Here is a 23,979-nt window from a genome sequence, read left to right on the forward strand (position 1 = left end):
TTTCTGGGCATGGAAAAAGACACAGTTGCAATTGTAGGCTTGGGGTATGTCGGTTTGCCTCTGGCCGTGGCTTTTGGTCGTACGCGCCGGACGATAGGTCTGGATCTGAATGAGGAGAAACTCGCGCATTACCGCAGCGGTGTCGATCCCAGTGGAGAAGTAGAGCCTGAACAGCTGGCTGAGGCAAACCAGCTTGAGTTCACCAGTGATGCCAGCCAGCTGTCGCAGGCGCAGGTGATTATCGTTGTCGTGCCCACGCCCATCGATCAGGCGAGACGTCCAGATCTCTCGCCACTGGAGGGGGCCTGCCGCGCAGTGGGAGCGCACCTGCAAGCGGGTGCGACGGTCATCTTTGAGTCGACGGTATATCCAGGCTGCACTGAGGAGATTTGTGTGCCGCTGCTGGAGAAAGCATCTGGCCTGCCCTGGGCTGGCCGCAGTCCCGGTAGTGATGAGAAGGGTTTCTATGTCGCGTATTCTCCGGAGCGGATAAACCCCGGTGACAAGGAGCACAGGCTGGAGACCATCACCAAAGTGGTGTCCGGCGATACACCTGAGACACTGGAGAAAGTCGCCAATCTCTACGAGACCGTCGTAATGGCCGGCGCACACCGCGCGGCCAGCATCAAAGTCGCTGAAGCGGCAAAGGTCATCGAGAATACCCAGCGCGATCTCAATATCGCATTGATGAACGAATTAGCGCTTATTTTTAACCGTCTGGATATCGATACGCTCGATGTGCTGGAAGCGGCCGGCACCAAGTGGAACTTCCTGCCGTTTCGGCCGGGCCTGGTCGGCGGTCACTGTATCGGTGTTGATCCGTATTATCTTACCTACAAGGCTGAGGCTGTGGGTCATCATCCCCAGGTCATCCTCGCGGGGCGTCAAACCAATGACACCATGGGTAAATTTGTAGCCGAGCAGACCGTCAAACGACTGGTACAACACGGACACCGGGTGAGCGGCGCAAAAGTGGCGGTGCTGGGTTTGACGTTCAAGGAAAACTGCCCCGATCTGCGCAACTCCAAGGTGGTGGATATCATCGACGAGCTCAATGAGTACTGCTGTGATGTGCTGGTGCATGACCCGCTGGCTGAGCCGGCGGAGGCGCAGTCGGAGTACGGTATAACACTGCGTGACTGGCAGGATCTGAAAGATTGCCAGGCGGTGATACTGGCGGTTCCACATGCCAGCTATCTGCAAACGAGCGTGTCGGATTTCGGCGCGATGATGGCAGAGGGGGCGACACTGATAGATATCAAATGCGTTCTCGACCGCAAAGAGCTTGAGGCCGCCAACCTGAATGTGTGGCGCTTATAGCGCCGATGGCAGGTGCGCGAAAGCACATCGTTTCGGCGCGCGTAGTTGCTCAGTCAGTTTCTTTTTTATCAAACCGGCGCACCCAGGCCTTTCTGGCCAGATGTGGCAGTAGCAGATACAGAGGCATGCGCAGGTAGTGCGAGCGCAGATAGAGTAGATTGAGCGCCAGCTCTGTATACGGCAGTTTGCACTGCGGATGGTCTGGCCGGAACGCCCTGAGGAACAGGAAGTCCATTATCGGTTTTCGCCAGGTCAGCGCGCGACTGGCAGCGGCATCCAGAATACCTGCCGGCAGCGGTGTGCCGAATACTTGTTGCGTATAGTTGAGCCCGTGGAACAGGGAATCCGCCAGCTGTAATTCCTGCGCTCTGTAAACCAGTCCCTCCCAGAAATGCGGATCGCGGTCCGGAAAGTCGCGCAGCATACGATCCAGATCCCATAGATCCCGCAAGCCGTGGTGAAACTCGCCTTCGTGGAAGAGGTGAGTCGCGCTGTGAATGACCATGTCCTGCCAGGAGAGTGTGTAAACGCCGGGCTTGATCTCTATAAGGTTCTCAAAAAGCAGATCGGCGTTGACGTCAGGGCCTGCGGTGGGCGGTAGTATATTGTGGTGCACGTCCAGTGTTGTGCCCCGTTTTGCATGACTCAGCGGCGGAATCTCATGTCCCCACTTTCGATAGTAGTGGTCATCGTAGGCGCTGACCTCCCCTCTGTGCCAGTCGAAGTTCATCAGGGCTTTTTCCGCCGCATCGATATTGCGCTGGGGTACGATAATATCGATATCGGTGATAAATCGCCCGCGCCCTACCGGTAATTCCGCCAGTAAATAGGCGGCGCCCTTCAGCAGCACCAGTTTTTCATTGGCAGAATCCAGCGCTATTTTTATCTTGTCGGTATCGTAGGCAAGGTCTTGCTTCTGCTTCTGATGCACCAGACGCGCGGACTGAAAGTGCCGCTCGACGTTATGGGGAAGCTGTGAATCGATTCCAAGCCTGTGCAATTCCACCGCGAGGGAGCCCAGCAGCCTCGCGTTGCGTCCCTGGGATAACAACAGGTTCAGCTGCGCATTGTCTAATTCAAGCACGCGCTGTGGCTCAAGGAGCATCTGTTGTAGCAGAAAACTCATTGGCGGGCCGGCAGGTTGGGAACCTGATCCATTGCGTAAATGGCCCAGTCGAGATCGTGATAGACAAGGTCGTAGCAGTCGATACCTTCGATCAGGGTTTTCATCGCGGTGAAGCCGCTTTCACAGAGCAGGCTGTAGTTGAAGGAATGGTAGGCCGCCAGAATAAAACTGTCCGTTTTCCTACGCCGGGTGAGCTGTTGCTCCTCCTCCCTTGAGTATCTCGGGAAGATCATTGCCTTTGCCCGCAGGTGGTTTTTGTCGTGGCTGTCGGCGTGAATATCCGCTTTCATATGGGAGACAACACCCTTGTGTGTCTCCTTGCTCACCGGGCCCAGCACGGCCTCCGGGGAGAACGATTTGATCACCTCGATACTCTCATTCTTCAGGCTGACCGGGCGACAAAGTGGCACGACTTCCGTGGTGCCCGGTGGGATCATTGCGTGTTCATCAGACAGGATACGCCACCCGCTCAATCCCAGTGCTGCGCACAGCGTACTTTTGCCGGCTCCGGGTACGCCTGGCATGATGACGGCGGAATCTCCGCGCGAAACAACTGCCGCGTGTAGTTTCAGGAACTCGTTGGTGTGCAGCGATACACACCAGTTCATCCCCCACTCCAGAAACGCATATTCCTGACCGAGGGGGATTGTCTCGAACGGGTTTTTCCCATCAAACAGGAACTCTGATTCACCCCGCAGGCGTTGCAGGCCGCGTCCGCGCATCAGCGCGATGTTGTAGTCGACAAAGTCACCGGGGTCAGCGAGGCTGAAATCGCGGTAGAGTGTGTGGATGCCTTCTGCCACGGAGGGGCGATCACTTTGCAGGCAATAGACATACGGGCCAATGCGAAGTGGAAGGTCCCCATCGTTCAGCCGCCTGCTGAACTCGTTGGGAGCCAAGTCGTTGAGTAGTCGCATTCAGGGTTTGAGGATATCGAGGAGGACGAGCTCTTCCAGTACGCTGGTGATAGCATTTTCCAGGTCCGGTATATCCTCGGGATCGATGTCCCGGGAAGCCCGTTTCACCAATTCCTCAGTGCTCATTGGTTGGTTGTTCAGCTGTTGCATTACATAGCCAGCAAAGTCGCTGAGCAGGTGGGTATCGCCACTGTAAGCGTCGAAGTACACCACGGTACTTTCATTCGCGTCATATAACTGACCCTTGGAATAAGTTTGCCACATCATAGATAAAGGAAATACCTTGTTGGGGCGATGATTATTCCAAAAGGCTGGGTACAAGGCCAGCAGCGGGGGTGTCTGGTTGGAGGCTCGGTTGAGCCGGGCTCATCGAAAACGCACTATTACGGCGGGCCGCAGTTGCCCTTGACCAGACATACACCATCGACTGAGCCGGGCTCCTTGCAGGAGGACCATGTGCCATCGGTACCCAGATAATTGGGCGCCGAGGAAATTCGGTGGATTTCCGAAGCGAGGTCTTTGTTATGTTCGGGTCTTCCGGCGGGCGCTGAGATGAAGTTTTGCGATCCCGGGTCGAAGGAATTTAGTGTGGCCACAGACATACAGCCTACGGTCTGCCCCCAAGCTGCCCTGTTACCCAGAGACAGCAGCACCGCGCTGCCGGCGATGGCCGAGCGGGAGAAGCGGCGGCGGCCGGGATCGGGAACCTGATTGGCAGGTGCCGTACCGTCTGTACTCTCTGTGTTGCTGTCCTTGTCGGTGAAGCTGCTCACATTAACCCCCGGATAAGCTTGCCAAAACGATAATTGCCGTGCCCCAGTGTCGCCCTGTTATAAAGATAGTCGACAGCGTCAACACTACCACTCTCGGATTGCTCCCGTACAGCGGCATGAAAGACGCTTGTGAATCAGTTCACATTACGTCACGGCCTGTTGTTTCAATGCGATGCAAATTCTGTACCGCTCTATCTGCTAAGTCAATAAATACAATGACTTAACTGCACTTTTTGCTGCCGTAAGCGTGTCGGGGAGGGGCGGCTATGCAAATTTGTAAAGAAAGCTGACGGAGGTTGGGCGCCGTCGATCCATTCGGCGACCGGGCACACTGCTGGTAGACGCCATCGATGCCTTTCTGAAACCGGCGCCGCGACGGCCCGTACGGCATGATGCGAGGCAGTCCGGGAGGGTGTTATGCGCCGCCTCTGGTGAGGGGCTCCGCGCGCTCCCAAGGCTTGGGCACTATTCTTCGCGTTTTTCAGTATGCAGGTTTTCCAGCTTGACCAGACACGCGAAAACCATCAAGCCAACGCCCGCAGTGAAAAGGGTCGTCGATTGATAGCCCGCCAGATAGTAGAAACCCGCCATGCGGGCAAGCCCGGCAATGAGGCAGATAATGGCTCCCAGAATGCCTGCTATTGAACCGGCCAACACAAGGTTTTTATACATAGTTTATTCTCATTGAGTTGTATACGACGCGAGCAGTTCTGCTCCCGGATGCGCCTCGCCCGGAAGGTATTTCAGTTTAAATCAAAAAACCGTGAAGCGTAACGACAAAGTGCCTTGCAAAGGGTCTTGAAGTCTGTAAAGTCTTTGGCAGGTTAATATGCAAGCGAAAAATCCGGATGTACGAAATCTTCTATAACTTTACCGCTGAACCCTTCCGGCTCAGTCCGGACCACCGGTTCTGCTTCGAGCACAACAGCTACGGTAAGGCCCGTGCCTATCTAGCTTATGCCTTCAAGCGTGCGGAAGGATTCGTGATGATTACCGGTCGGCCCGGTACCGGTAAAACCACCCTCATCGGTGAGTTGATAGAGAGTCTCTCCACCGACAAGGTGATCACGGCTAACCTGGTGTGCACACAGTTACAGGCTGACGATTTGCTGAAAACGGTGGCCTACAGTTTTGGTGTCAGTCCCGCCCAGGCCGGCAAGGCCGAACTCATGCAGCACCTTAGCCAACTTCTGCACAGCTGGCATAGAGAGGGTCGGCGCGCGCTTCTGGTGGTAGATGAGGCACAGGACCTTTCATCCTCCGCGATGGAGGAACTGCGACTATTGACCAATATCCAGTATGGCGGACAGCCGCTGCTGCAGATATTTTTGCTGGGGCAGCCGGAGTTGCGAGACCTGATTCTCTCGCGGGAAATGGAACAGGTTCACCAGCGAATTGTGGCCGCAAGCCATATCGAGGGTCTGGAGGCAGATGAGACTGAAGCCTATGTCATGCACCGCTTATCCAGAGTGGGTTGGCAGGGTGATCCGGCAATCGACAGGGCCATCTTTCCGCTTATTCACAGGTTCAGTGAAGGCGTGCCCCGGCGGATCAACCTTATCTGTAGTCGTTTGTTTTTGCTTGGCAGCGTGGAAGAGCGCCATGCGATAGAAGTGAAAGATGTGAGCGTGGTTATTGGCGAGCTTCAGGCGGAAAACCTCGCAGCAGGGACCGGAATATCCCGAGAAGATTTTCGCAACAGCGCTGAGCCCGATTGGGTGCCGGTGCCCAAGATGGAAGGGCAGGCGGCGCCCCCATTGCAGGGGGATAACAGTGCGCCTGCACAGGCCGCAGACGACAGTTCGGCTGAGCAATCGGTCGAAGTAAAAAAAAAAGACAATCCTGACACTCGCCCAGTAGCGGAAGTTACGGCAGTCAAAGATGCAGTAGCTCAGGATACAGCCGAGCCAGGTCTGGGTGGCTCTACCGACACACCCACTGGATTGGTAGAGGGCTCTGACGCTCCAGCGGAGGAAGATGACACGGATGTGTTGACCGAGATAGAGTTGGATGTTGTGGAAGCCGAGGAGTCCGCTCTTTCAGCTGAGCCGGAATCAGGGGTTGAGGCTGCCAGTGAAGCGGCAGAGGATGCACCGGCTTCAGAGGACGATAGTGAGGTATTCCCGATACGGGAGAATGCCCCTGCTGCATTATCAACGGTTGATATGCTTGCCCAATCCTCGTCAAACCCGGAGACAGCGAGCGCAGCGTTCGCCGAGGCCAGTGGCGAACCACATGGCGTTAACGAAGCGGAAAATCCTCCGTTGGCCAGCGATGGGGCGGTAGTCTCCCCCGCGCCACGCAAACGATTGATGCTCATTGCATGCCTGGTGGCGGTGACGCTGGCAGCAGCCTTCGTTTTGAAAACCTGCGGCGTCACTCGGGATGAAACGGCTGTGCCGGATATGGGGCCGGAGGCTTCGATCGGCGAAAGTCCGGCGCTAGTGTCATCAAAACCAGCGCCTTCAAAGCCAGCGACTCCAAACGTCGCTACCTCGAAACCGGAGACTTCGAAAGCAGTGACTCTTAAGCCCGCGCCTTTAGCGTCCGCATCTTTACGCAAGGTTGACGATAATGTCGAGGCGCTTGCTGTTACCGACCAGGTGCCGGATTCATCGGCTTCTGAACGCGCGGTGAAACCTAACAAGAACACAGCGGCATCGACGGCGGAATCCGCTGCCGATACAGAACAGGAGCTGCTGCCGATGGTGGTCGAGGCGGGTTTGCGCGTGCTGATTCCCGTGGCAACAGCAGAGGATACTGCGCTGGCTGAGGTTACAGCGCAAATTAGTCCGGCTAACACAGAAGCGCCAATTGATGCGAATCTACTCGCGACGGAGTCGGCACCCAATACCGAACCAGCAGGGCCAGCAGAGGATGCCGTGGCCGTGGAGATTGCCGCGCAGCAGCATTGGCAAGAGACTTTTCTGATCTCCTTTTCCTTCGATAGCGATGCTCTCGATTCCGATGCGCTTCCTAAACTGGACAGGGTGGTCGCGATGTTGCGTGAGAGCGACGCTGCCACTGCTGCAATCACCGGGTTCACCGACAACCTTGGAGATTCACAATACAATCTGCGCCTGTCCAAAAAACGCGCCGATGCGGTGGAGCGCTATCTGGTCGATGCCGGTATCGCGCGGGATCGGTTACAGGTTGAGGGTCGCGGTGTATTGAGTGATCCGGTGAAGCCCCCTGTAGAAGAAATAGGTGACCCCATGGAACCGTACCGAATTGTGCAGATAAAGCTACTCAGCGAAGGGTAAAAATTCGCACTCAATCTTCATCTGTATGCTATACAGTTCACAGGGGAAAATGGTGAAATACTTGCAGCAGGCGCCCGTGTTACAGATGGGCATCAGAGAATCAAATTATCTGTGTGACGTTGTTCACAATGTTAGTCCGGCAAGTGAAATACACTGCTGGGCGCGTGATAAAGTCTAACAACTAAGACGGGTGGTCGCATGCCCAAGGAGATATCGATGACTGACAAAACTGGCGCGCACTTGAGTGCTTTCTCACCAATGCAGAGGGTAACCTCTGGGATTGCAATTCTGTTTTTCATGCTTTGCGCAGCGTGTACGACTCCCCAGCATCCCCCGGTGCCACAATCGGAGCGGAACATAGAAGTTGATTATGACTATGTTTTGGCGCCGGGCGATTCGGTAACCATCTTTGTATGGGGTAACGAGGAGTTGAGTTCCCAGGGAACAATTCGCCCCGACGGAAAGCTGACGACTAACCTGGTGGAAGATCTGCAGGCCGCAGGCAAGACATCCACGCAACTGGCCCGCGATATTGAAATAGCCTATTCGGAATATGTACGCCAGCCGGTAGTAAGTGTCATTGTCGGTGGGTTTGTCGGCATACCCGATCAGACTATCCGCGTGGTGGGAGAGGCCAGTAACCCCACTCGCGTACCTTACGTAAAATACATGACGCTGCTGGATCTTATGATTACCGTCAATGGCTTGACGGAATATGCAGACGGCAATAACTCAGTGTTGGTTCGCATGGTTGATGGAGAGCAGGTGACGTACAACCTGCGTCTCGATGACCTGCTCAAGGATGGCGATATTACCGCTAACGTGTCCATGATGCCGGGCGACATTCTGATCGTTGCGGAATCCTGGTTCTAAGGCTAATTACGGCGGTTTAAGGGGAAAAGCGGATGCAGGAAATTCTTGCACAAGTATTTTCATATATCTGGGGAGTGTGGCGCCATCGCTGGTTGGCGCTGGCAACAGCCTGGGTGGTTGCCATCGGCGGCTGGATATGGGTGTGGCAGATGCCTGAGGCCTATGTGGCGCGCGCCAGAATATACGTTGATACGAATAGCCTGTTGGGGCCGCTCCTGGAAGGTTTGACCATTCAGAATGATTCCGGAGACCGCATCGGTTTGCTCAGTCGTACCTTACTGAGTCGTCCAAATATTGAAAAACTGATGCGCATGACCGACCTCGACCTGCAGGTGACAACCGCCAAAGAGAAAGACAAGCTGCTGACAGACCTGATGGACTCGATTTCCTTTACCGGAGGTCAGCTGGATACATCACTTTATTCTGTACGCGTGCAGGATCCAGATCGCGACACTGCGAAACGAATCGCACAGGCCCTGATTACCGTTTTTATTGAAAGTTCATTAAGCGGCAAGCGTGAAGATGCTTCTGGCTCTCTTGGGTTCCTCGACAATCAGATCAAAGCCTATGAGCAGCGCCTGATCGCAGCGGAAAACCTCGCCGCCGATTTCAAGCAGAAGCACGTCGATATTCTGGGTACACAGGGAGGGTTTTACGCGAATCTCAACAGGGAGAAGTCGAAGCTCAACTCGGCGAAGATGCTGTTGAAAGAAGAGGAAAACCGGGCGATTGAACTGCAGCGACAACTGGATGGTGAAGATCCGCTTTACGATCCACTGTTTATCTCTGAAGCGCCTGTTATTTCCAGGAATTCTGCGATTACGGATCCCCTAACACCGCTTGATAACCAGATTATATCTGTTCAGCAGTACCTGAATGACCTGACCATGAAATACACGCCCCGTCATCCGGAAGTGCGTCAAATGACAGCGCTGCTGGATCAACTGGTGGATGAGAAGAACGCCGAGGAAGCCAAAATGGCTGCGGCGAATCGCGCCATGCAAATGGCGCAGATGGCCGAAATGGGCGGCTCCGGCAGTGCCCTGCCCTATGATGGCCTTACCAGCAGCCCGGTATATTTGGCAATGCGTGAGGAATTGGCTGAAACCAATGGCAAGATCGCAGCGCTTAAGGCCCGGGTCGCCACGTATCAGGCCCGAGTCTCTGATCTGGAAGAGAAGGTGACCACTATTCCGAAGATCGAGGGGCAGCTCAAACAATATATTCGAAATCGCGATATCCTGAATATCCAGCACTCTGAATTAATGCAGAAACGTGAGCTGGCGAGACTCGGCCAGGATGTCGAAGAGAAGGCCAGCGATGTGACGTTCCGAGTGATCGATCCGCCCTATGTGCCTCTGAAGCCCAGCGAACCAGACAAGTTGATTCTGAACGCAGTGGTCCTCGGTGTGGCGATCGCAGCGGGTATCGGTGTCAGTTTACTGGTCTCACTTATCTACCCGGTCATTTTCGATGTGCGTACGCTCATGATGATCACTGGCCTGCCGGTTCTCGGGGCAGTCACCATCAATGTTCACAGTGATCAGCGACGCAAGGAGCGCTACGGCATTATGGCATTTACGTCCCTGAGTATATGCCTGCTCCTTGTCTTCGTAGGAATGGCCGTTGGACAGAGCGATTTGCTTTCAAGCTGAGCGATATCCCATGCAAAACAAAAACCAAAACCGGAATGTTAACGAGCGGGATCAGTCATGAGTATTATTGAAAAGGCGGTCAACGCGCTTGGTAAGGGTAAAGCATCCGGGAGCGACAACGCGAAGGAAACGGGCTCCGAAGTCGACGCACCGGCCCCTGATCCCACGAATACCGTACAGAAAGCTGCCAGTCATCCTGTTCCACAAAATTCCACCGGTGCTGATGCGACCCCCGAAGCCACTGGTCGCCGCTCTGGCAGTGGAACTGTTGCGCAGGAAGAGTCGACCATTTCATATGACCCGAACGTCGAGAATATGGTCAAGATTCCATTTATGGAGCTGCGCGAAGCCGGTATGTTGACGCCCGCTGTTCCGCGCAGTGCAATCGCGGAAGAGTACAGGACTATTAAGCGTCCCCTACTGACGAACATCTCTGGGGATTCAGTTACGCCGGCTATTCCGCATGGCAACCTGATTATGGTTACCAGTGCTTTGGAGGGTGATGGAAAAACGTTTAGCTCGATCTGCCTGGCTCTCAGTATTGCGATGGAGCGAGAGAAAAACGTGCTCTTCGTAGACGCGGATACCGCTAAGGCGGAAGCCGGACGGCAGTTGGGTGTGCCTTCGACAAGCCCTGGACTGATAGATGTGCTGGAAGATGAAGACGCCCGAGTTGAGGACTTCATTTTACCGACTAATGTTGAAAAGCTGCGCATCCTGCCAGCCGGTGGTCTGCATACCCATGCGAACGAGCTGTTGGCCAGTGCCAGAATGCACCGCTTGATGCTGGCGTTGTCGGAGGAGGACCCGGACCGCGTGATTGTGTTTGATTCTCCGCCGCTGCTGTTAACCACAGAAGCTGCAGTGCTGGCGAGCTTTATGGGGCAAATCGTATTCGTGGTGAGTTCGGATTCCACACCGCAGTATGCGGTTACGCAAGCCATCGAACATATTGGTGAGGAGAAAATGGTGGGTATGATTCTAAATCGTGCCCGCAAGCGAACCAACCCGTACTCCTATTACACCTATGAGTACCGTGGCGGTCCCTATGGCTATGGGCACCGGGAAGGCGAATCGGCGGCAGGCATGGGGCAATAGGGATGAAGTCCGTTTCCGCTAACTTATTGCTCAGGTCGTTGCCATTGGCTGTTGGTTGCTCCCTGCCTGTCAGTGTATTGGCTGCGGAATTCACCACATCCGCGTCTGTAGCTCCTGGTATCACCTATACTGACAATGTATGTCAGAGCAATGACAACAAAAAGGATGCTTGGGTAGGTACATTGACCCCGTCCGGCTCGATTAAGGGCAAGGGCAGGAATGCCGACTTTACCGTAAGCGGGTCTGTCCAGCTTAATACGCTCACCGATAGTCAGCTCAGAGATAATGATTGCAGCGGCGGCTCCTTCGGCAACCGCAAGCAGTTTGCGCCCAGTATTAACGCCAAGGGATCGGCAATATTAATTGAGGATTGGCTCAAGGTTTCAGCCAGCGGCAGGGCGAACCAGAACGAGGTTACTCCTACGGCCGGTGGTGCCAACTCATTTGACACCAATGGCAACACCAACACCTACTACCGCTATTCGGTCAGCCCCGAACTCTCGAGGAGGCTGAAGGACTTTGCCACCTACTCCCTGCGCTATAACTACAATGAAGTGATCAATACCGCGGATAATCTGAGCAACAGCGCTAGTGATTCCTGGTCCACCAATCTGGCGGGAGGGACAGCTACTCGCATATCCTGGGATCTGTTCGGTAACTACCGCAAGGTCTCATACGATGACAATGACTTCTTCCTTGAGGAGGATGGCACCCTGGTACCCCGCGAGAATGCCGAGCTCAAATCGGCAGGTTTGAATATGGGTTACCGCCTGGACAGACGCTGGCAGCTGACCGGAACATACGGCTGGGAGTGGAACGATTTTCAGACCTACAACGACGACGACATAGACGGTCAGTCCTGGGAACTGGGTGTAAACTGGACGCCGAACCCCCGCACCAAAGTAGGCCTGGGTATTGGCGACCGTTTCTTTGGCAAGACACCCCGTCTGAGTATTTCTCACAGGCATAAACGCAGCGTGTTCTCAGCGAGTTATAAAAAGTCGATTACATTCGGTCGCGATATCCTGACCGAGGGTAACGATTTTAACCAGAGTATCCGTAATTTTTCCTCCCAGAATTCGCAGAGTCCAATCATCGACGAACGCTTTACTGTCGGCTACTCCTACGATGGTCGTCGCGCCAAGATCAACTTTATCGGCAGCCATTCTGATCAGACACAGGAAGACAACGGGGAAAAGTCTACGTATGACGACCTGGCATTGACAGTTTCACCGCAGGTCTTCATCTCCAGAGCCTATAGCCTGTCTGCGACGATAAGCTGGAGACAGGATGAGCCGCAATCGCTGTTTGGGCAGTCCAATCAAAACTTCGCTAATAATAGCGAAGCTTGGATTACAAGTGTGACGGTGGGTCGAGTGCTGAATGATCGCATGAGCGTGTCGTTGAACTACCGCTACACAGATCAACAATCTGACAACTCCTTCAATGAATATCAGGAAAACAGGGTCATGGCGACTCTCAATATCCGCCTCTAGGGAAAACAACTATGGGCGCCTTATTGGGGTCCCGGCAGATTCTTTGCGTCGTCGGAGCCCGACCAAACTTCATGAAAATTGCCCCAATTATGCGGGCCTTCGCTCAACCTGAGTCGGCCTTGTCCGCTCGGCTGCTGCACACGGGGCAGCATTACGATGCGGCGATGAAGCACTCGTTTTTCGAGCAGCTGGATATTCCCGAACCGGACGTAGACCTCGGCGTTGGCTCCGGCTCCCATGCCCAGCAGACAGCAGACATCATGAAGCGATTTGAACCGGTTCTGGATGAATCGCGGCCATTTGCAGTTCTCGTGGTGGGAGATGTGAACTCCACGATTGCCTGCGCTCTGGTGGCCGTTAAGAAAGGTATTCCGGTAATTCATGTGGAGGCAGGATTGCGCAGCGGCGATCGCGGCATGCCCGAGGAGATAAACCGGATTCTCACCGACCAACTTTCCGACCTGCTGTTCATCACCGAGGCGGACGCGCGCGAGAACCTGAAACTCGAGGGCATAGCATCTGAAAAAGTGCATTTTGTGGGCAACGTGATGATCGATTCGCTGCGTTACAACCTCACCAAAGCGGTGCCTGCAAGTACAACATTAGCCAGCCTGAACACTGCATTTGCTAAAAGCCCAGAATCAGATTACGGACTGATAACCCTGCACCGGCCATCAAATGTGGATGATCCTGCTGTGCTCACGCGGCTGTTGAAGGTGCTTGCGAAAATCAGCCAGCGCACACCATTGATATTCCCAATGCATCCGCGCACCAAATCTTGCATAGCGGCCGCCAATCTCGAGGGTTTGTTGACGGATTCCGCCATAACGACTATCGGCCCCCAGGGGTATCTGGAAATGCTGGGTTTGATGAAGGATGCCCGCGTTGTGCTCACCGATTCCGGCGGAATACAGGAGGAGACAACAGCCCTGGGTGTCCCGTGTATTACGCTGCGCGAAAATACCGAGCGTCCCATTACAGTGAGCCAGGGGACTAATACTATCGTGGGTACGGACGCCGATGCGATACTTACATGTTACGAAGACGTGATGACAACGGGTGGCAAGACGGGGCGAATTCCCGACCTCTGGGATGGCGAGAGCGCACAGCGGATAGTCCAGACCCTGAATGCGTGGGCGGACACAGGGGGATGAATCAACCCGACGCTACAGCGACTGCAGCCGGCGTCATCAATGCTATGACCGTGGATGTTGAGGACTACTTTCAGGTCTCCGCGTTTGAGTCCCGGGTTGATAAAGCGCAGTGGCAAAAATGGCCACTGCGAGTGGAGAACAATACCCACCGGATACTCGATTTGTTTGCGGCGCACGATGTGCAGGGTACGTTTTTCACGCTGGGTTGGGTTGCACAGCGCTTCCCCGATCTAGTTAAACGGATCGTCAGTGAAGGCCATGAAATTGCCAGCCACGGCTGGGAACATATCAGAGTGAACACCCAGACTCCCGAGGCGTTTCGGGAGGACATTGAGCGTACACGAAAACTGCTGCAGGATATCAGCGGAGAGCCGGTACTGGGATATCGCGCTGCCAGTTATTCCATCGGTGCCAACGAGTCCTGGGCTTGGGAGCAGCTGGCCCAGGCAGGTTATCGCTACAGCTCCAGTATCGTCCCGATCAAGCATGATCTCTACGGCATCCCCGGCGCGCCGCGATTTGCGTTCGATACAGCGGGTGATCAGCTGATGGAGATACCCATTACTACCGTGCCGCTGCTCGGGCGCAATATCAATTGCGGCGGGGGTGGGTGGTTTCGACTGTTTCCCTACGGGTTCTCCCGCTGGGCGATGTCACGGGTTAATAAGGTTGATAAAGAGGCGGGCATCTTCTACTTCCACCCATGGGAGATAGACCCCGAGCAGCCGCGGCCAGAGGGGCTGGGTATGCGAACCCGTTTTCGACATTACCTGAATCTCGATCGCACTTACGCCCGTCTGGACCGGTTGCTCGGCGATTTCCGTTGGGGACGAATGGACGCTATATTTTTGCCCGGAGAGACTCACTCGTGACGTTGACCGTTGAAACGCTGAACAACCAGGATATGGGCCGCTGGGACGATTACGTGAACAGCGCTGCGGCTGCGACTTTCTTTCATCGCGCTGGCTGGAAGACTGTACTGGAGAGTGCCTTTGGGCACAGCACCCATTTTCTCTATGCACAGGACGGCGAAAATATTGTAGGGGTGCTGCCTCTCGCCCAGATCAAAAGCGCGCTGTTCGGAAATAGCCTCTCTTCGCTTCCGTTCTGTGTCTATGGAGGTATCGTTGCTGACAACGAGCAGGCGGCCGCAGCGCTACGGGAAGCGGCGTGTCGGCTCGCAGAGCGCCTTAAAGTCGGTGCCCTTGAACTGCGCAACAGGGAGGCCAGCGACGCCGATTGGCCGGTGAAAGAACTCTACTTCACGTTTCGCAAGGAGATTGATCCCAGCGACGATGTCAACCTGAAAGCCATTCCCAACCGACAGCGTGCGATGGTGCGAAAAGGTCTCAAGGAAGGCCTCAGTAGCGAATGGGATGACGGTATAGAGCGCCTCTACCGAGTGTATTCGGAGAGCGTGAGAAACCTTGGCACACCGGTATTTTCGTCCAGGTACCTCGGCATACTGCGGCAGGTCTTTGGCAGTGATTGCAGTGTGCTGATGATTACACATGAAGGGGAGGATGTTGCAGCCGTGATGAATTTTTACTTCAGGGATGAGGTGATACCTTACTACGGTGGAAGCACAGCCGCTTCCCGCGCTCTCAAAGGCGTCAATCACGTGATGTATTGGGAATTGATGCGCCATTCAGCGGCACAGGGCTATCGCCTGTTCGACTTTGGTCGCAGCAAGGCGGGCACCGGTCCTTTCAGTTTCAAAAAGAATTTCGGCTTCACGCCGCAGCCGCTACCGTATGAGTACTATCTGGTAACTTCCAGCGCTGTACCCGATGTCAATCCGCTGAACCCGAAGTATCGTCTAATGGTGAATGTGTGGAGTAAACTGCCGCTGCCGATTGCGAATTTCGTCGGCCCATTTCTAGCGCGGTCGCTGGGGTAGATGTAATGGGTACTGCGCGATTAACCGATAGTTTGACAGTACGCGGCAGTCTGTGGGCGGCCGGTCTCTTTTCTCTGGCGCTGTTACTCATCTACCATGAAACCGCGTGGTCGATGGTGTCTATCTGGTCGCGTTCGGATACATTTGCCCACGGTTTTCTGATATTGCCGATCTCACTCTGGCTGATCTGGAATCGACGGGAGTATCTTGCCTCGGTCAACCCCCGTCCCGCTTGGTGGGTGGGGCTGTTGCTGTTGCCCATTGGATTCGGGTGGCTGCTGGCGTGGCTTGTTGATGTTTCCGTGATTCAGCAGTTCGCGCTGGTAGCAATGCTGGTGGTGGGCGCCTGGGCAATTCTGGGACACAAGCTGGGCGCATTGCTGGCTTTCCCGCTGTTCTTTCTCTTCTTCGCGGTACCCATCGGCGAGGGGCTGGTTGCCCCTATGATGGAGTTTACCGCCACGACTACGGTCTGGATGATTCAGATGACAGGGATTCCGGTTTATCGGGAGGGTTTGTTCTTTACTTTGCCCACCGGTAGCTGGTCCGTGGTTGAGGCCTGCAGTGGCGTGCGCTACATCATCGCGTCGATCACCGTGGGCGTGCTGTATGCCTATCTTACCTACCGTAGCTGGACGCGCCGCCTGCTGTTTGTGCTGGTCTCGGCGATAATGCCTATCTTTGCGAACACCGTGCGCGCCTATATGATCGTAATGCTGGGTCATATGAGTGACATGACCATTGCCACGGGTGCCGATCATCTTGTCTACGGCTGGGTCTTTTTCGGCCTGGTAATTTTCCTGCTGTTCTGGGCGGGCTCTTTTTTCCGTGAGGACCATTTGGATAAGGCGCCGGTGCGCGCGGATACTGCTGCAATCGCAAGTCACCCCGGAGTCACCAATAAACTGCTGTGGGCAACGTTTGCCAGTACATTGTTGCTGGCTTCGATAGCCCCGATGCTTGCACATATGGTTTTTGACCGAGACTCCGCGGTGCGATCCTCCGTATCGCTTCCAGTACCGGATGGCGGGTTTCGCACGGTGGCGACGCCCGACTGGAATTGGAATCCTCCCTCCAGGGTGTCCGGACAAACGGCCTCGTACTTTGACGATGGTGAGGATGACATCGGCGTTATTGTGCAATTTGCGAACGGTACGGTTGAAGGTGAGGAAGTTATCGGCAGCAGTGCGTGGTTTACGCAGGAGGACAGCGGTTGGCGCGTAGTTGCTAAGGAAAAAGCCGAAGTGCAGGGTCCCGATGGCACTATGGTAGTGGATGTTGCGCAGTTACGCGGTGTGCGTGACAACCTGCTCGTCTGGTCCTGGTATGTCGTCGGAAGTGTCAGTACTTCTAATGATTACCAGGCAAAATTTCAGCAGACTCTGACGCGCCTCGGTTTTGGTGATGCTGGAACCTATCGGATTATCGTAGTAACGCCTTTGGAGTCACAGCGCGGGAACGCATCCGGTCGATTGCAGCAATTTGTAGCGGAGTATATGCCTGCGTTGTACGAAAGCTTGCGGCACCCGACGCCTGCGGCAGATTAATGCGAGATAGGCCGTTAGTCGCTCATATTATCTATGCCCTGTCCACCGGTGGTTTAGAGAACGGCCTGGTCAATATCATCAACCGATCTCCATCCGAACGCTATCGACACGTCATTATTTGCCTCACGACAGCGGATGATTTTGCCCATCGTATCACTGCCCCGGATGTGCAGGTTATTGAGTTGCACAAGCGCGAGGGTCACGATTTTCAATGCTATGCAAAACTGCGGCGGTTGCTGCGAGAACTTAGACCGGCAATTATCCACAGCCGTAATATGGCGGCGCTGGAATCCCAGCTGTGCAGCCTTGGTCTTCCCGGCGTAAAGCGCGTGCACGGAGAGCATGGGCGCGAGGTGAACGACCTCGATGGTAGCAATTGGAAGTATCTGCTCTTTCGCAAATTCATGCGCTTTTTTATTCATCGGTATATTGCCGTCAGCAAGGATCTGGAGAGCTGGCTCAAAGCCAGGGTCGGTGTTCGAGAGAGCCGTGTCACACAAATTTACAATGGCGTCGATCACAGCCGATTCGCGCCCGAAACTGTGAAGCCATTGGCATTATTGCCAGCGCAGTGGCAGTCCCTAGATGGTATCTTGGTGGCAGGCACCGTGGGGCGTTTGACTCCCGTGAAAGATCAGCAACTCCTGCTGCGCGCAGTTGCGCATTTACGGGAAAGTGACCCTGAATTGAGTGAGCGGCTGCGTCTGATCGTCGTCGGAGACGGGCCTTTATTTACACAGCTGAATGAATTGATCGACCAGCTGGCGCTGCGCGATAGTGTTTGGATGGCAGGTGACAGACAGGACGTACCTGATCTGCTACAGGCGATGGATGTCTTTGTGCTTCCCTCACTCGGTGAGGGGATATCCAACACGGTGCTTGAGGCGATGGCGAGTGGCCTGCCAGTAGTTGCAACCGCAGTCGGCGGCAACGTCGAGCTGGTTGAGCAGGGTTTTAACGGTAGCCTGATCCCCACGGGGGATCATGTCGCACTCGCGGTTGCGATGGCTGCACTGCTAGAGAATGACGAAGATAGAACAAGGCAAGGTGAGAACGCGCGGCAACGCGTGTGTCACCGATTTGACTGGAATCGAACGGTGAATGCCTACTTGCATGTTTATGACGAGCTGCTGGGGCGCGCAAGCGCCGTAGATTGAGAGATAACAGGATAGGCTATGTGTGGTATTGCCGGGCTTTTCGATACTGTCGGATACAGTGAGTTCGATCGGAACCTGTTACAGGCGATGAACCAGTCGCAGTTTCATCGCGGCCCCGATGAGGGCGGCGATTTTCTCGAGCGGGGCGTTGCGCTGGCTCACCGTCGTCTTTCGATTATCGATTTGTCTTCCGGTCAGCAACCGATGTTCAGTGCCGATGGCAATGTCTGCCTGGTGTACAACGGTGAGATCTACAACTTTGGTGAACTGGCGCAGGAGCTCAAGGGCCGCGGCTACCAGTTTCGGACCCGTTGCGATACCGAGGTCATCATCTACGCATGGCAGGAATGGGGCGAAGCCTGTGTAAAGCGCTTTCGCGGTATGTTTGCATTTGCGCTGTACGACAAGACGCGCCAGTGTATTTTTATGGCGCGCGACCGGCTTGGTATTAAACCGCTGTTCTTTTCGTTTATCGATGGTAAGACGCTGGCCTTTGGCTCCGAGTTGAAAGTGTTGAAGGCGCATCCGGGGCTGTCGCGGAAACTTGAACCGCAGGCCGTGGAGGACTACTTCACCCTCGGCTACATTCCCGAGCCCAAGACCATCTACCGCGATGTTTATAAGCTACGCCCCGGACACACCATGCTAGTGGAGCGCGGCAAGCCGCTGCCAGCACAGCAGGAGTACTGGGATGTGCCCTTTGACCCGGTGGCGGTGGGTTCAGAGCAGGACCTGTGTGATGAACTGTTTGCGCGCATGCGCGAGGCCGTGGATATCCGTATGGTGGCGGAAGTACCGCTGGGTGCATTCTTATCTGGAGGTGTGGATTCAAGTGCCGTCGTAGCGGCGATGGCGCAGTTGCAGAGCGATCCGGTCAATACCTGCGCGATTGGATTCGACGTCGCTCAGTACAATGAGACAGATTTCGCCCGCGAAGTAGCCGAACGTTACAAGACCAACCATCTGCAGCGGGTAGTCGCCAGCGATGATTTTGATCTGCTGGATACACTGGCGGGACTGTACGATGAGCCCTATGCCGACAGTTCTGCAATGCCCACCTATCGGGTGTGTCAACTTGCGCGGGAGCGAGTGACGGTGGCGTTATCCGGCGATGGCGGGGATGAAAACTTTGCCGGGTACCGGCGCTATCGCTGGCATATGAACGAGGAGCGGTTGCGTGGTGCATTGCCGCTGGGAGTGCGGGCACCGATATTTGGTGCGCTGGGTCGGCTCTATCCCAAACTTGATTGGGCGCCGCGTGTGTTTCGTGCGAAGACAACCTTTGAATCTCTGGCGCGCAATTCGGTGGAGGCTTACCTGCACTCGGTGTCACTGACATCCGAGCAACAACGCAAGGCGATGTTCAGTGATGCCCTGCAACGCGAATTGCAGGGATACCGCGCGGTCGAGACATTCAATTACCACGCCCAGCGCAGTCCTACCGATGACCCTCTGTCACTGATTCAGTACCTGGATATGAAAACCTATCTGGTCGGGGATATTCTCACCAAGGTCGATCGCGCGAGTATGGCGCATTCGCTGGAAGTGCGCGTGCCACTGCTCGATCACAAGTTTGTGGAATGGGTGTCCGGCTTGCCGGTGGATTACAAATTACGCGGCCAGGAAGGGAAGTACATTCTCAAAAAGGCGTTGGAGCCACACCTGTCGCAGGAGGTCTTGTACCGCCCGAAAATGGGTTTTGGTGTGCCACTGGGCAAATGGTTCCGCGGGCCCCTGAAGCAGCGGCTGCGCGATTCACTACTCGGGGGTGGGCTGGCGCAGACCGGTCTGTTCAACCAGGACTTCCTCGAGAAACTGGTGAACGATCATCAATCCGGTTTGCGTGAATACAGTGCGCCGCTGTGGTCGTTGATGATGTTCCAGGCCGCTGTTGCCGATGACGAATTCTCGGTGAGATGAAGCGCATGCGTTTAGGGCTTGTCGGGCCGCTGCCACCGCCGAACGGTGGAATGGCGATGCAGACCTTGCAACTGGCGCGATTGCTGGCGGAAGAGGGCGTGGCCGTGGAAACGGTGCAGACCAATCCCCCGTACTGGCCAGCAGCGGTGGGGAAGGTCAGAGGCCTGCGCGCCCTGTTTCGCATTCTGCCCTATCTGTGGCGAGTCTGGCGTATGGCCGGCAGGGTCGATGTGATTCACCTGATGGCGAATTCCGGCTGGTCGTGGCAGTTGTTCGCCGCGCCGGTGATTTGGATCGGTTGGTTGCGTAAAAAGCCGGTGCTGGTGAATTACCGTGGTGGTGAAGCGAGAGAGTACCTGCGGGCGTCAGCGCGCTGGGTCAAACCCACACTGGCGCGGGCAGCACAACTGGTCGTACCCTCCGGCTTTCTGCGGCAGGTGTTCAGCGAATTCGGCGTGGCGGCCGCTGTGATCCCGAATATTATCGATCTGAAACTGTTTACCCCGGCGTCTGAACCGCCATCAGAGACTGGGTTCACCCTCGCTGTTACCCGTAATCTGGAGCCGATATATGGCCTTGAAACGGCCTTGCGCGCCCTTTCACTGGCCAGAAAGACCGAGCCAGCGCTGCAACTGAAGATAGCCGGCAGCGGGCCGCAGGGAGCAGAACTGGAGCGTCTGGCTGACACTCTCGACCTGGGCGATGCCGTCAGGTTTCTGGGTAGACTGGACCGTGCGCAGATTGTCGAGCTCTATCACAGTTCCCACGCTATGCTGAACCCATCGAGGGTGGATAATATGCCGAACTCCGTGCTGGAGGCACTCGCCTGCGGGCTGCCGGTCATATCTACTGATGTGGGTGGTGTGCCGTATATCGTGGAGGATGAACAGACAGCACTGCTGGTGCCGCGGGATGACGCATCGGCAATGGCACAGGCGATGATCCGGCTCTACCGTGACAGTTCGCTGCGCAGTCAACTGCGGGAACAGGGGCGTCGCACAGTCGCGCAGTATGCCTGGGACGAGGTCCGGCCGCAGTGGCTGGCGCTATATAACAAGCACGCGGTGGCGGCATGAATCTGTATACGAAACTGGTCTCCGGCGCGCTGTTTCCGCTGCACGAGAGACTGAAGGGGCACACCTCAGTACAAGTGCTGCGCGATATGGAGCGTACCCAGTGGTTGCCGGTCGGGGAAGTGGCGCAGTTGCAGGTGCGCTATTTGCGGGAGTTCCTCGTGCGCATAGGGCGCGACGTACCGTATTACCGCGCGCTGTTCAGTCAGTTGGAGTTTGATCCCGCCAGCGTGACGAGTGTGGCTGATCTGCAGCGTTTGCCGCTGACAGGCAAGGCCGACATTCGCGCGAATATGGAGCAGCTAAAGGCGGATAATGCCGGCGCGCTGGAAAAATTCAGTACCGGGGGTTCCAGTGGTGAACCACTGATTTTTTATCGTGGTAAAGAGCGGGTCAGTCACGATGTTGCGGCAAAGTGGCGGGCCACGCGCTGGTGGGATGTCGATATCGGTGATCCAGAGATTGTCGTGTGGGGTTCCCCGATAGAACTGGGCTCCCAGGACAGAATACGGCTGGTGCGCGATAAACTACTGCGCACTGAATTGCTGTCCGCGTTTGAGATGTCCAATGCCAACTTGCTGCAGTTCACCCAGCGTATTAAAAAATTGCGGCCACGCATGCTGTTCGGGTACCCCTCGTCGCTGGCGTTGATGGCCGAGTATGTGACAAGCAACGGCTATGCCGTTGATAACCTCGGCATCAAGGTGGTATTCGTCACGTCTGAGAAGCTCTATCCCCATCAGCGTGAGGCGATTGAAACCGCCTTCGGCGCGCCGGTAGCGAACGGTTACGGTGGCCGCGATGCGGGATTCATCGCACACCAATGTCCGCAGGGCGCGCTGCATATTACGGCAGAGGATATTGTGGTGGAAATCGTCTCTGAGGATGGCGAGGTGCTGCCGCCTGGGGAGAAAGGGGAGATCGTCATCACCCATTTGCGCACGGGTGACTTTCCCTTCGTGCGCTATCGCACGGGCGACGTCGGCAGTGTGTCAGGGGAAAGCTGTGCCTGTGGGCGCGGTCTACCCATCCTCGCTGAAATTGAAGGGCGCTCAACAGATTTTGTCACGGCCGCCGACGGCACGGTGTTGCACGGCCTGGCATTGATCTATGTGCTGCGGGAGATACCGGAAGTTGAGGAGTTTAAAATCGTACAGGAATCCCTGACCAGAATGACGCTGCAACTGGTGACGTCATCAAGCGAAACCGAGCACCTGGAGCGCACCGTCACGGAGCAGTTCAGGCGCCGGCTGGGCGATTCGCTGGTAGTGGATTTTGTCTATGTCCGTAACATTGAACGTGAGGCTTCGGGTAAATTTCGGTATGTTGTCAGTAAGCTTGCAAACTAGCCCGGCGAATCGGGAGAGGATCTGATGCGCGACATCCTAATCACCGTGATGGTGTTCGGAATACTGCCATTCATTCTGCGCTACCCCTGGTACGGCGTCCTGGCCTGGTCTTGGCTGAGCTATATGAATCCGCACCGTCTGGCGTGGGGCTTTGCCTACAATATGCCCTTCGCCCAGATCGTCGCGATGGTGCTGCTGGTCTCGTTGCTGCTCAGTAAGGAAAAAAAGAGTTTACCAGCAAACTCGATGGTGGTTGTGTGGGTCGTGTTTCTGGTCTGGCTGTCGATTTGCTCGGTATTCGCGTTCTATCCCGATCTGGCGTATCTGCAGTGGAGTAAGGTGATGAAGATACAGCTCATTACCATCGTCACGCTGATGTTGCTGCGTGACTTTGAACGGGTCAATCAGCTCATCTGGGTGATTGTGTTTTCCATCGGTTTCTACAGCGTCAAAGGCGGGATATTTACCATTATGACCGGCGGTGGCTATCACGTGTTCGGGCCCGACGGCAGTGAAATTATGGAAAACAATGCACTGGCGATCGCAATCCTGATGATCGTGCCCTTGATGGTCTATCTCAACAAGTTTCCACCTAAGCCGTGGGTCAAAAAAATTATGCCCTATTGCATTTTCTTCAGCCTTGCCTCGGTGATTGGTTCCCAGTCGCGCGGTGCGGTGTTGGCGATACTCGCGGTGGGCGGTTATTACTGGTGGAAATCCAACAGTAAGCTGGTCACGGCGACGCTGTTCGCCTTTCTTGCAACGCTGACAGTGTTGTTCATGCCGCAGAGCTGGCACGACAGGGTAGACTCGATCTCCGAGTACCAGCAGGATTCGTCATCCATGGGGCGCATCCGTGCCTGGCAATACAGCATTGAGGTAGCGAATGATCGGATCACAGGTGGTGGCTTCGGGTCCTGGTCGTTGCAGAACTACTATCGCTACGGCATCAATACGGAGAGGGCGTTTGTCGCACACAGTATCTACTTCAGCGTACTCAACGATGCGGGTTGGCCAGGGTTGATTATGTTCCTTTTGATACTGTGGCTCATGTGGCGACAACTCAGCAAGGTGATCAAGTTAACCGAGAACATTCCCGAGCGGGCACAGCACAATTTTCTGGCGCGGATGATGCAGATCTCTATCGTCGCTTTTATGGCCGGCGGCGCGTTTTTGAGTCTGTCCTATTTTGACCTCGCGTGGCATTTTATGGCCATCACTATCACACTTTATAATCTGGCCAGGATGCCGTACGAGGGTGAAGGCGTCGCCAAAGAGGAACCCAAAGTTGTGCGGCGGGGCGTCAGGGCACCGCTGCGCGGTCCCAGAGCCGAGTCTTCCTGATGGTGCCCTGCGCT

The 23,979-nt window shown here is 55.3% G+C and carries 20 protein-coding genes; 15 read left to right on the forward strand and 5 right to left on the reverse strand.

The features are described from left to right. Positions 1–9: 9 nt before the first annotated feature. Complete coding sequence (locus AC0L6S_RS01145; RefSeq protein WP_473426583.1) at positions 10–1,320, forward strand: nucleotide sugar dehydrogenase; 1,311 nt, start codon at positions 10–12, stop codon at positions 1,318–1,320. Positions 1,321–1,369: 49 nt separating this feature from the next. On the opposite strand, the gene AC0L6S_RS01150 is transcribed toward AC0L6S_RS01145, so the two are convergent. The 5 genes from AC0L6S_RS01150 to AC0L6S_RS01170 form a co-directional block, all read right to left on the reverse strand. Further along, positions 1,370–2,446: a nucleotidyltransferase domain-containing protein gene (locus AC0L6S_RS01150; RefSeq protein WP_473426584.1), complete on the reverse strand. Its 1,077-nt coding sequence runs from the start codon at positions 2,444–2,446 to the stop codon at positions 1,370–1,372. Beyond that, the gene (locus AC0L6S_RS01155) at positions 2,443–3,363 is read right to left on the reverse strand and encodes an HprK-related kinase A (RefSeq protein ID WP_473426585.1); all 921 of its coding nucleotides are present in this window, start codon (positions 3,361–3,363) and stop codon (positions 2,443–2,445) included. The genes AC0L6S_RS01150 and AC0L6S_RS01155 overlap by 4 nt, the downstream gene beginning before the upstream one ends. Then, entirely contained in the window at positions 3,364–3,630 is a 267-nt protein-coding gene (locus tag AC0L6S_RS01160) for an HPr-rel-A system PqqD family peptide chaperone (protein WP_473426586.1), read from the reverse strand. Positions 3,631–3,746: 116 nt separating this feature from the next. Beyond that, on the reverse strand, positions 3,747–4,136 hold the full coding sequence (locus AC0L6S_RS01165; protein ID WP_473426587.1) for a hypothetical protein: 390 nt from the start codon (positions 4,134–4,136) through the stop codon (positions 3,747–3,749). Between the two features lie 465 nt (positions 4,137–4,601). Further along, the gene (locus tag AC0L6S_RS01170; RefSeq protein WP_473426588.1) at positions 4,602–4,808 is read right to left on the reverse strand and encodes a hypothetical protein; all 207 of its coding nucleotides are present in this window, start codon (positions 4,806–4,808) and stop codon (positions 4,602–4,604) included. A gap of 176 nt (positions 4,809–4,984) precedes the next feature. Here AC0L6S_RS01170 and AC0L6S_RS01175 point away from each other — a divergent pair, with 176 nt between their 5' ends. The 14 genes from AC0L6S_RS01175 to AC0L6S_RS01240 all read left to right on the forward strand — a co-directional run bounded on the left by AC0L6S_RS01175 (position 4,985) and on the right by AC0L6S_RS01240 (position 23,965). Then, complete coding sequence (locus AC0L6S_RS01175) at positions 4,985–7,399, forward strand: AAA family ATPase (protein WP_473426589.1); 2,415 nt, start codon at positions 4,985–4,987, stop codon at positions 7,397–7,399. A 216-nt stretch (positions 7,400–7,615) separates the two neighbouring features. Then, a complete protein-coding gene (locus AC0L6S_RS01180) occupies positions 7,616–8,272 on the forward strand; it encodes an XrtA/PEP-CTERM system exopolysaccharide export protein (RefSeq protein ID WP_473426590.1) in 657 nt (218 codons plus the stop codon). 32 nt (positions 8,273–8,304) lie between these two features. Then, positions 8,305–9,927 (forward strand): XrtA system polysaccharide chain length determinant, encoded by a 1,623-nt coding sequence (locus tag AC0L6S_RS01185; protein ID WP_473426591.1) that lies wholly within the window; start codon positions 8,305–8,307, stop codon positions 9,925–9,927. A gap of 57 nt (positions 9,928–9,984) precedes the next feature. Further along, positions 9,985–11,025, forward strand: a complete 1,041-nt coding sequence (locus AC0L6S_RS01190; RefSeq protein WP_473426592.1) for an AAA family ATPase — start codon at positions 9,985–9,987, stop codon at positions 11,023–11,025. 2 nt (positions 11,026–11,027) lie between these two features. Next, complete coding sequence (locus tag AC0L6S_RS01195; RefSeq protein WP_473426593.1) at positions 11,028–12,521, forward strand: TIGR03016 family PEP-CTERM system-associated outer membrane protein; 1,494 nt, start codon at positions 11,028–11,030, stop codon at positions 12,519–12,521. Between the two features lie 11 nt (positions 12,522–12,532). Next, complete coding sequence (wecB, locus tag AC0L6S_RS01200) at positions 12,533–13,675, forward strand: non-hydrolyzing UDP-N-acetylglucosamine 2-epimerase (RefSeq protein ID WP_473426594.1); 1,143 nt, start codon at positions 12,533–12,535, stop codon at positions 13,673–13,675. After that, the gene (locus AC0L6S_RS01205) at positions 13,672–14,547 is read left to right on the forward strand and encodes an XrtA system polysaccharide deacetylase (protein ID WP_473426595.1); all 876 of its coding nucleotides are present in this window, start codon (positions 13,672–13,674) and stop codon (positions 14,545–14,547) included. Before wecB ends, AC0L6S_RS01205 begins: the two co-directional genes overlap by 4 nt. Then, positions 14,544–15,575: a FemAB family XrtA/PEP-CTERM system-associated protein gene (locus AC0L6S_RS01210; RefSeq protein WP_473426596.1), complete on the forward strand. Its 1,032-nt coding sequence runs from the start codon at positions 14,544–14,546 to the stop codon at positions 15,573–15,575. Before AC0L6S_RS01205 ends, AC0L6S_RS01210 begins: the two co-directional genes overlap by 4 nt. Positions 15,576–15,580: 5 nt before the next feature. Further along, positions 15,581–17,122 carry an exosortase A gene (gene xrtA / locus AC0L6S_RS01215; RefSeq protein WP_473426597.1) on the forward strand — a complete coding sequence of 514 codons (1,542 nt, stop codon included), beginning with the start codon at positions 15,581–15,583 and terminating at the stop codon, positions 17,120–17,122. Continuing rightward, positions 17,122–18,279: a TIGR03088 family PEP-CTERM/XrtA system glycosyltransferase gene (locus AC0L6S_RS01220; protein WP_473426598.1), complete on the forward strand. Its 1,158-nt coding sequence runs from the start codon at positions 17,122–17,124 to the stop codon at positions 18,277–18,279. Before xrtA ends, AC0L6S_RS01220 begins: the two co-directional genes overlap by 1 nt. A gap of 18 nt (positions 18,280–18,297) precedes the next feature. After that, positions 18,298–20,199: an XrtA/PEP-CTERM system amidotransferase gene (locus AC0L6S_RS01225; protein ID WP_473426599.1), complete on the forward strand. Its 1,902-nt coding sequence runs from the start codon at positions 18,298–18,300 to the stop codon at positions 20,197–20,199. Positions 20,200–20,204: 5 nt separating this feature from the next. Next, complete coding sequence (locus AC0L6S_RS01230) at positions 20,205–21,275, forward strand: glycosyltransferase family 4 protein (RefSeq protein WP_473426600.1); 1,071 nt, start codon at positions 20,205–20,207, stop codon at positions 21,273–21,275. Further along, the gene (locus AC0L6S_RS01235; RefSeq protein ID WP_473426601.1) at positions 21,272–22,621 is read left to right on the forward strand and encodes a phenylacetate--CoA ligase family protein; all 1,350 of its coding nucleotides are present in this window, start codon (positions 21,272–21,274) and stop codon (positions 22,619–22,621) included. Before AC0L6S_RS01230 ends, AC0L6S_RS01235 begins: the two co-directional genes overlap by 4 nt. A 24-nt stretch (positions 22,622–22,645) precedes the next feature. Continuing rightward, positions 22,646–23,965, forward strand: coding sequence for a putative O-glycosylation ligase, exosortase A system-associated (locus AC0L6S_RS01240; RefSeq protein WP_473426602.1), 1,320 nt, complete (start codon positions 22,646–22,648; stop codon positions 23,963–23,965). Positions 23,966–23,979: the final 14 nt, after the last annotated feature.

Source organism: Halioglobus sp. D3-4, assembly GCF_055809315.1.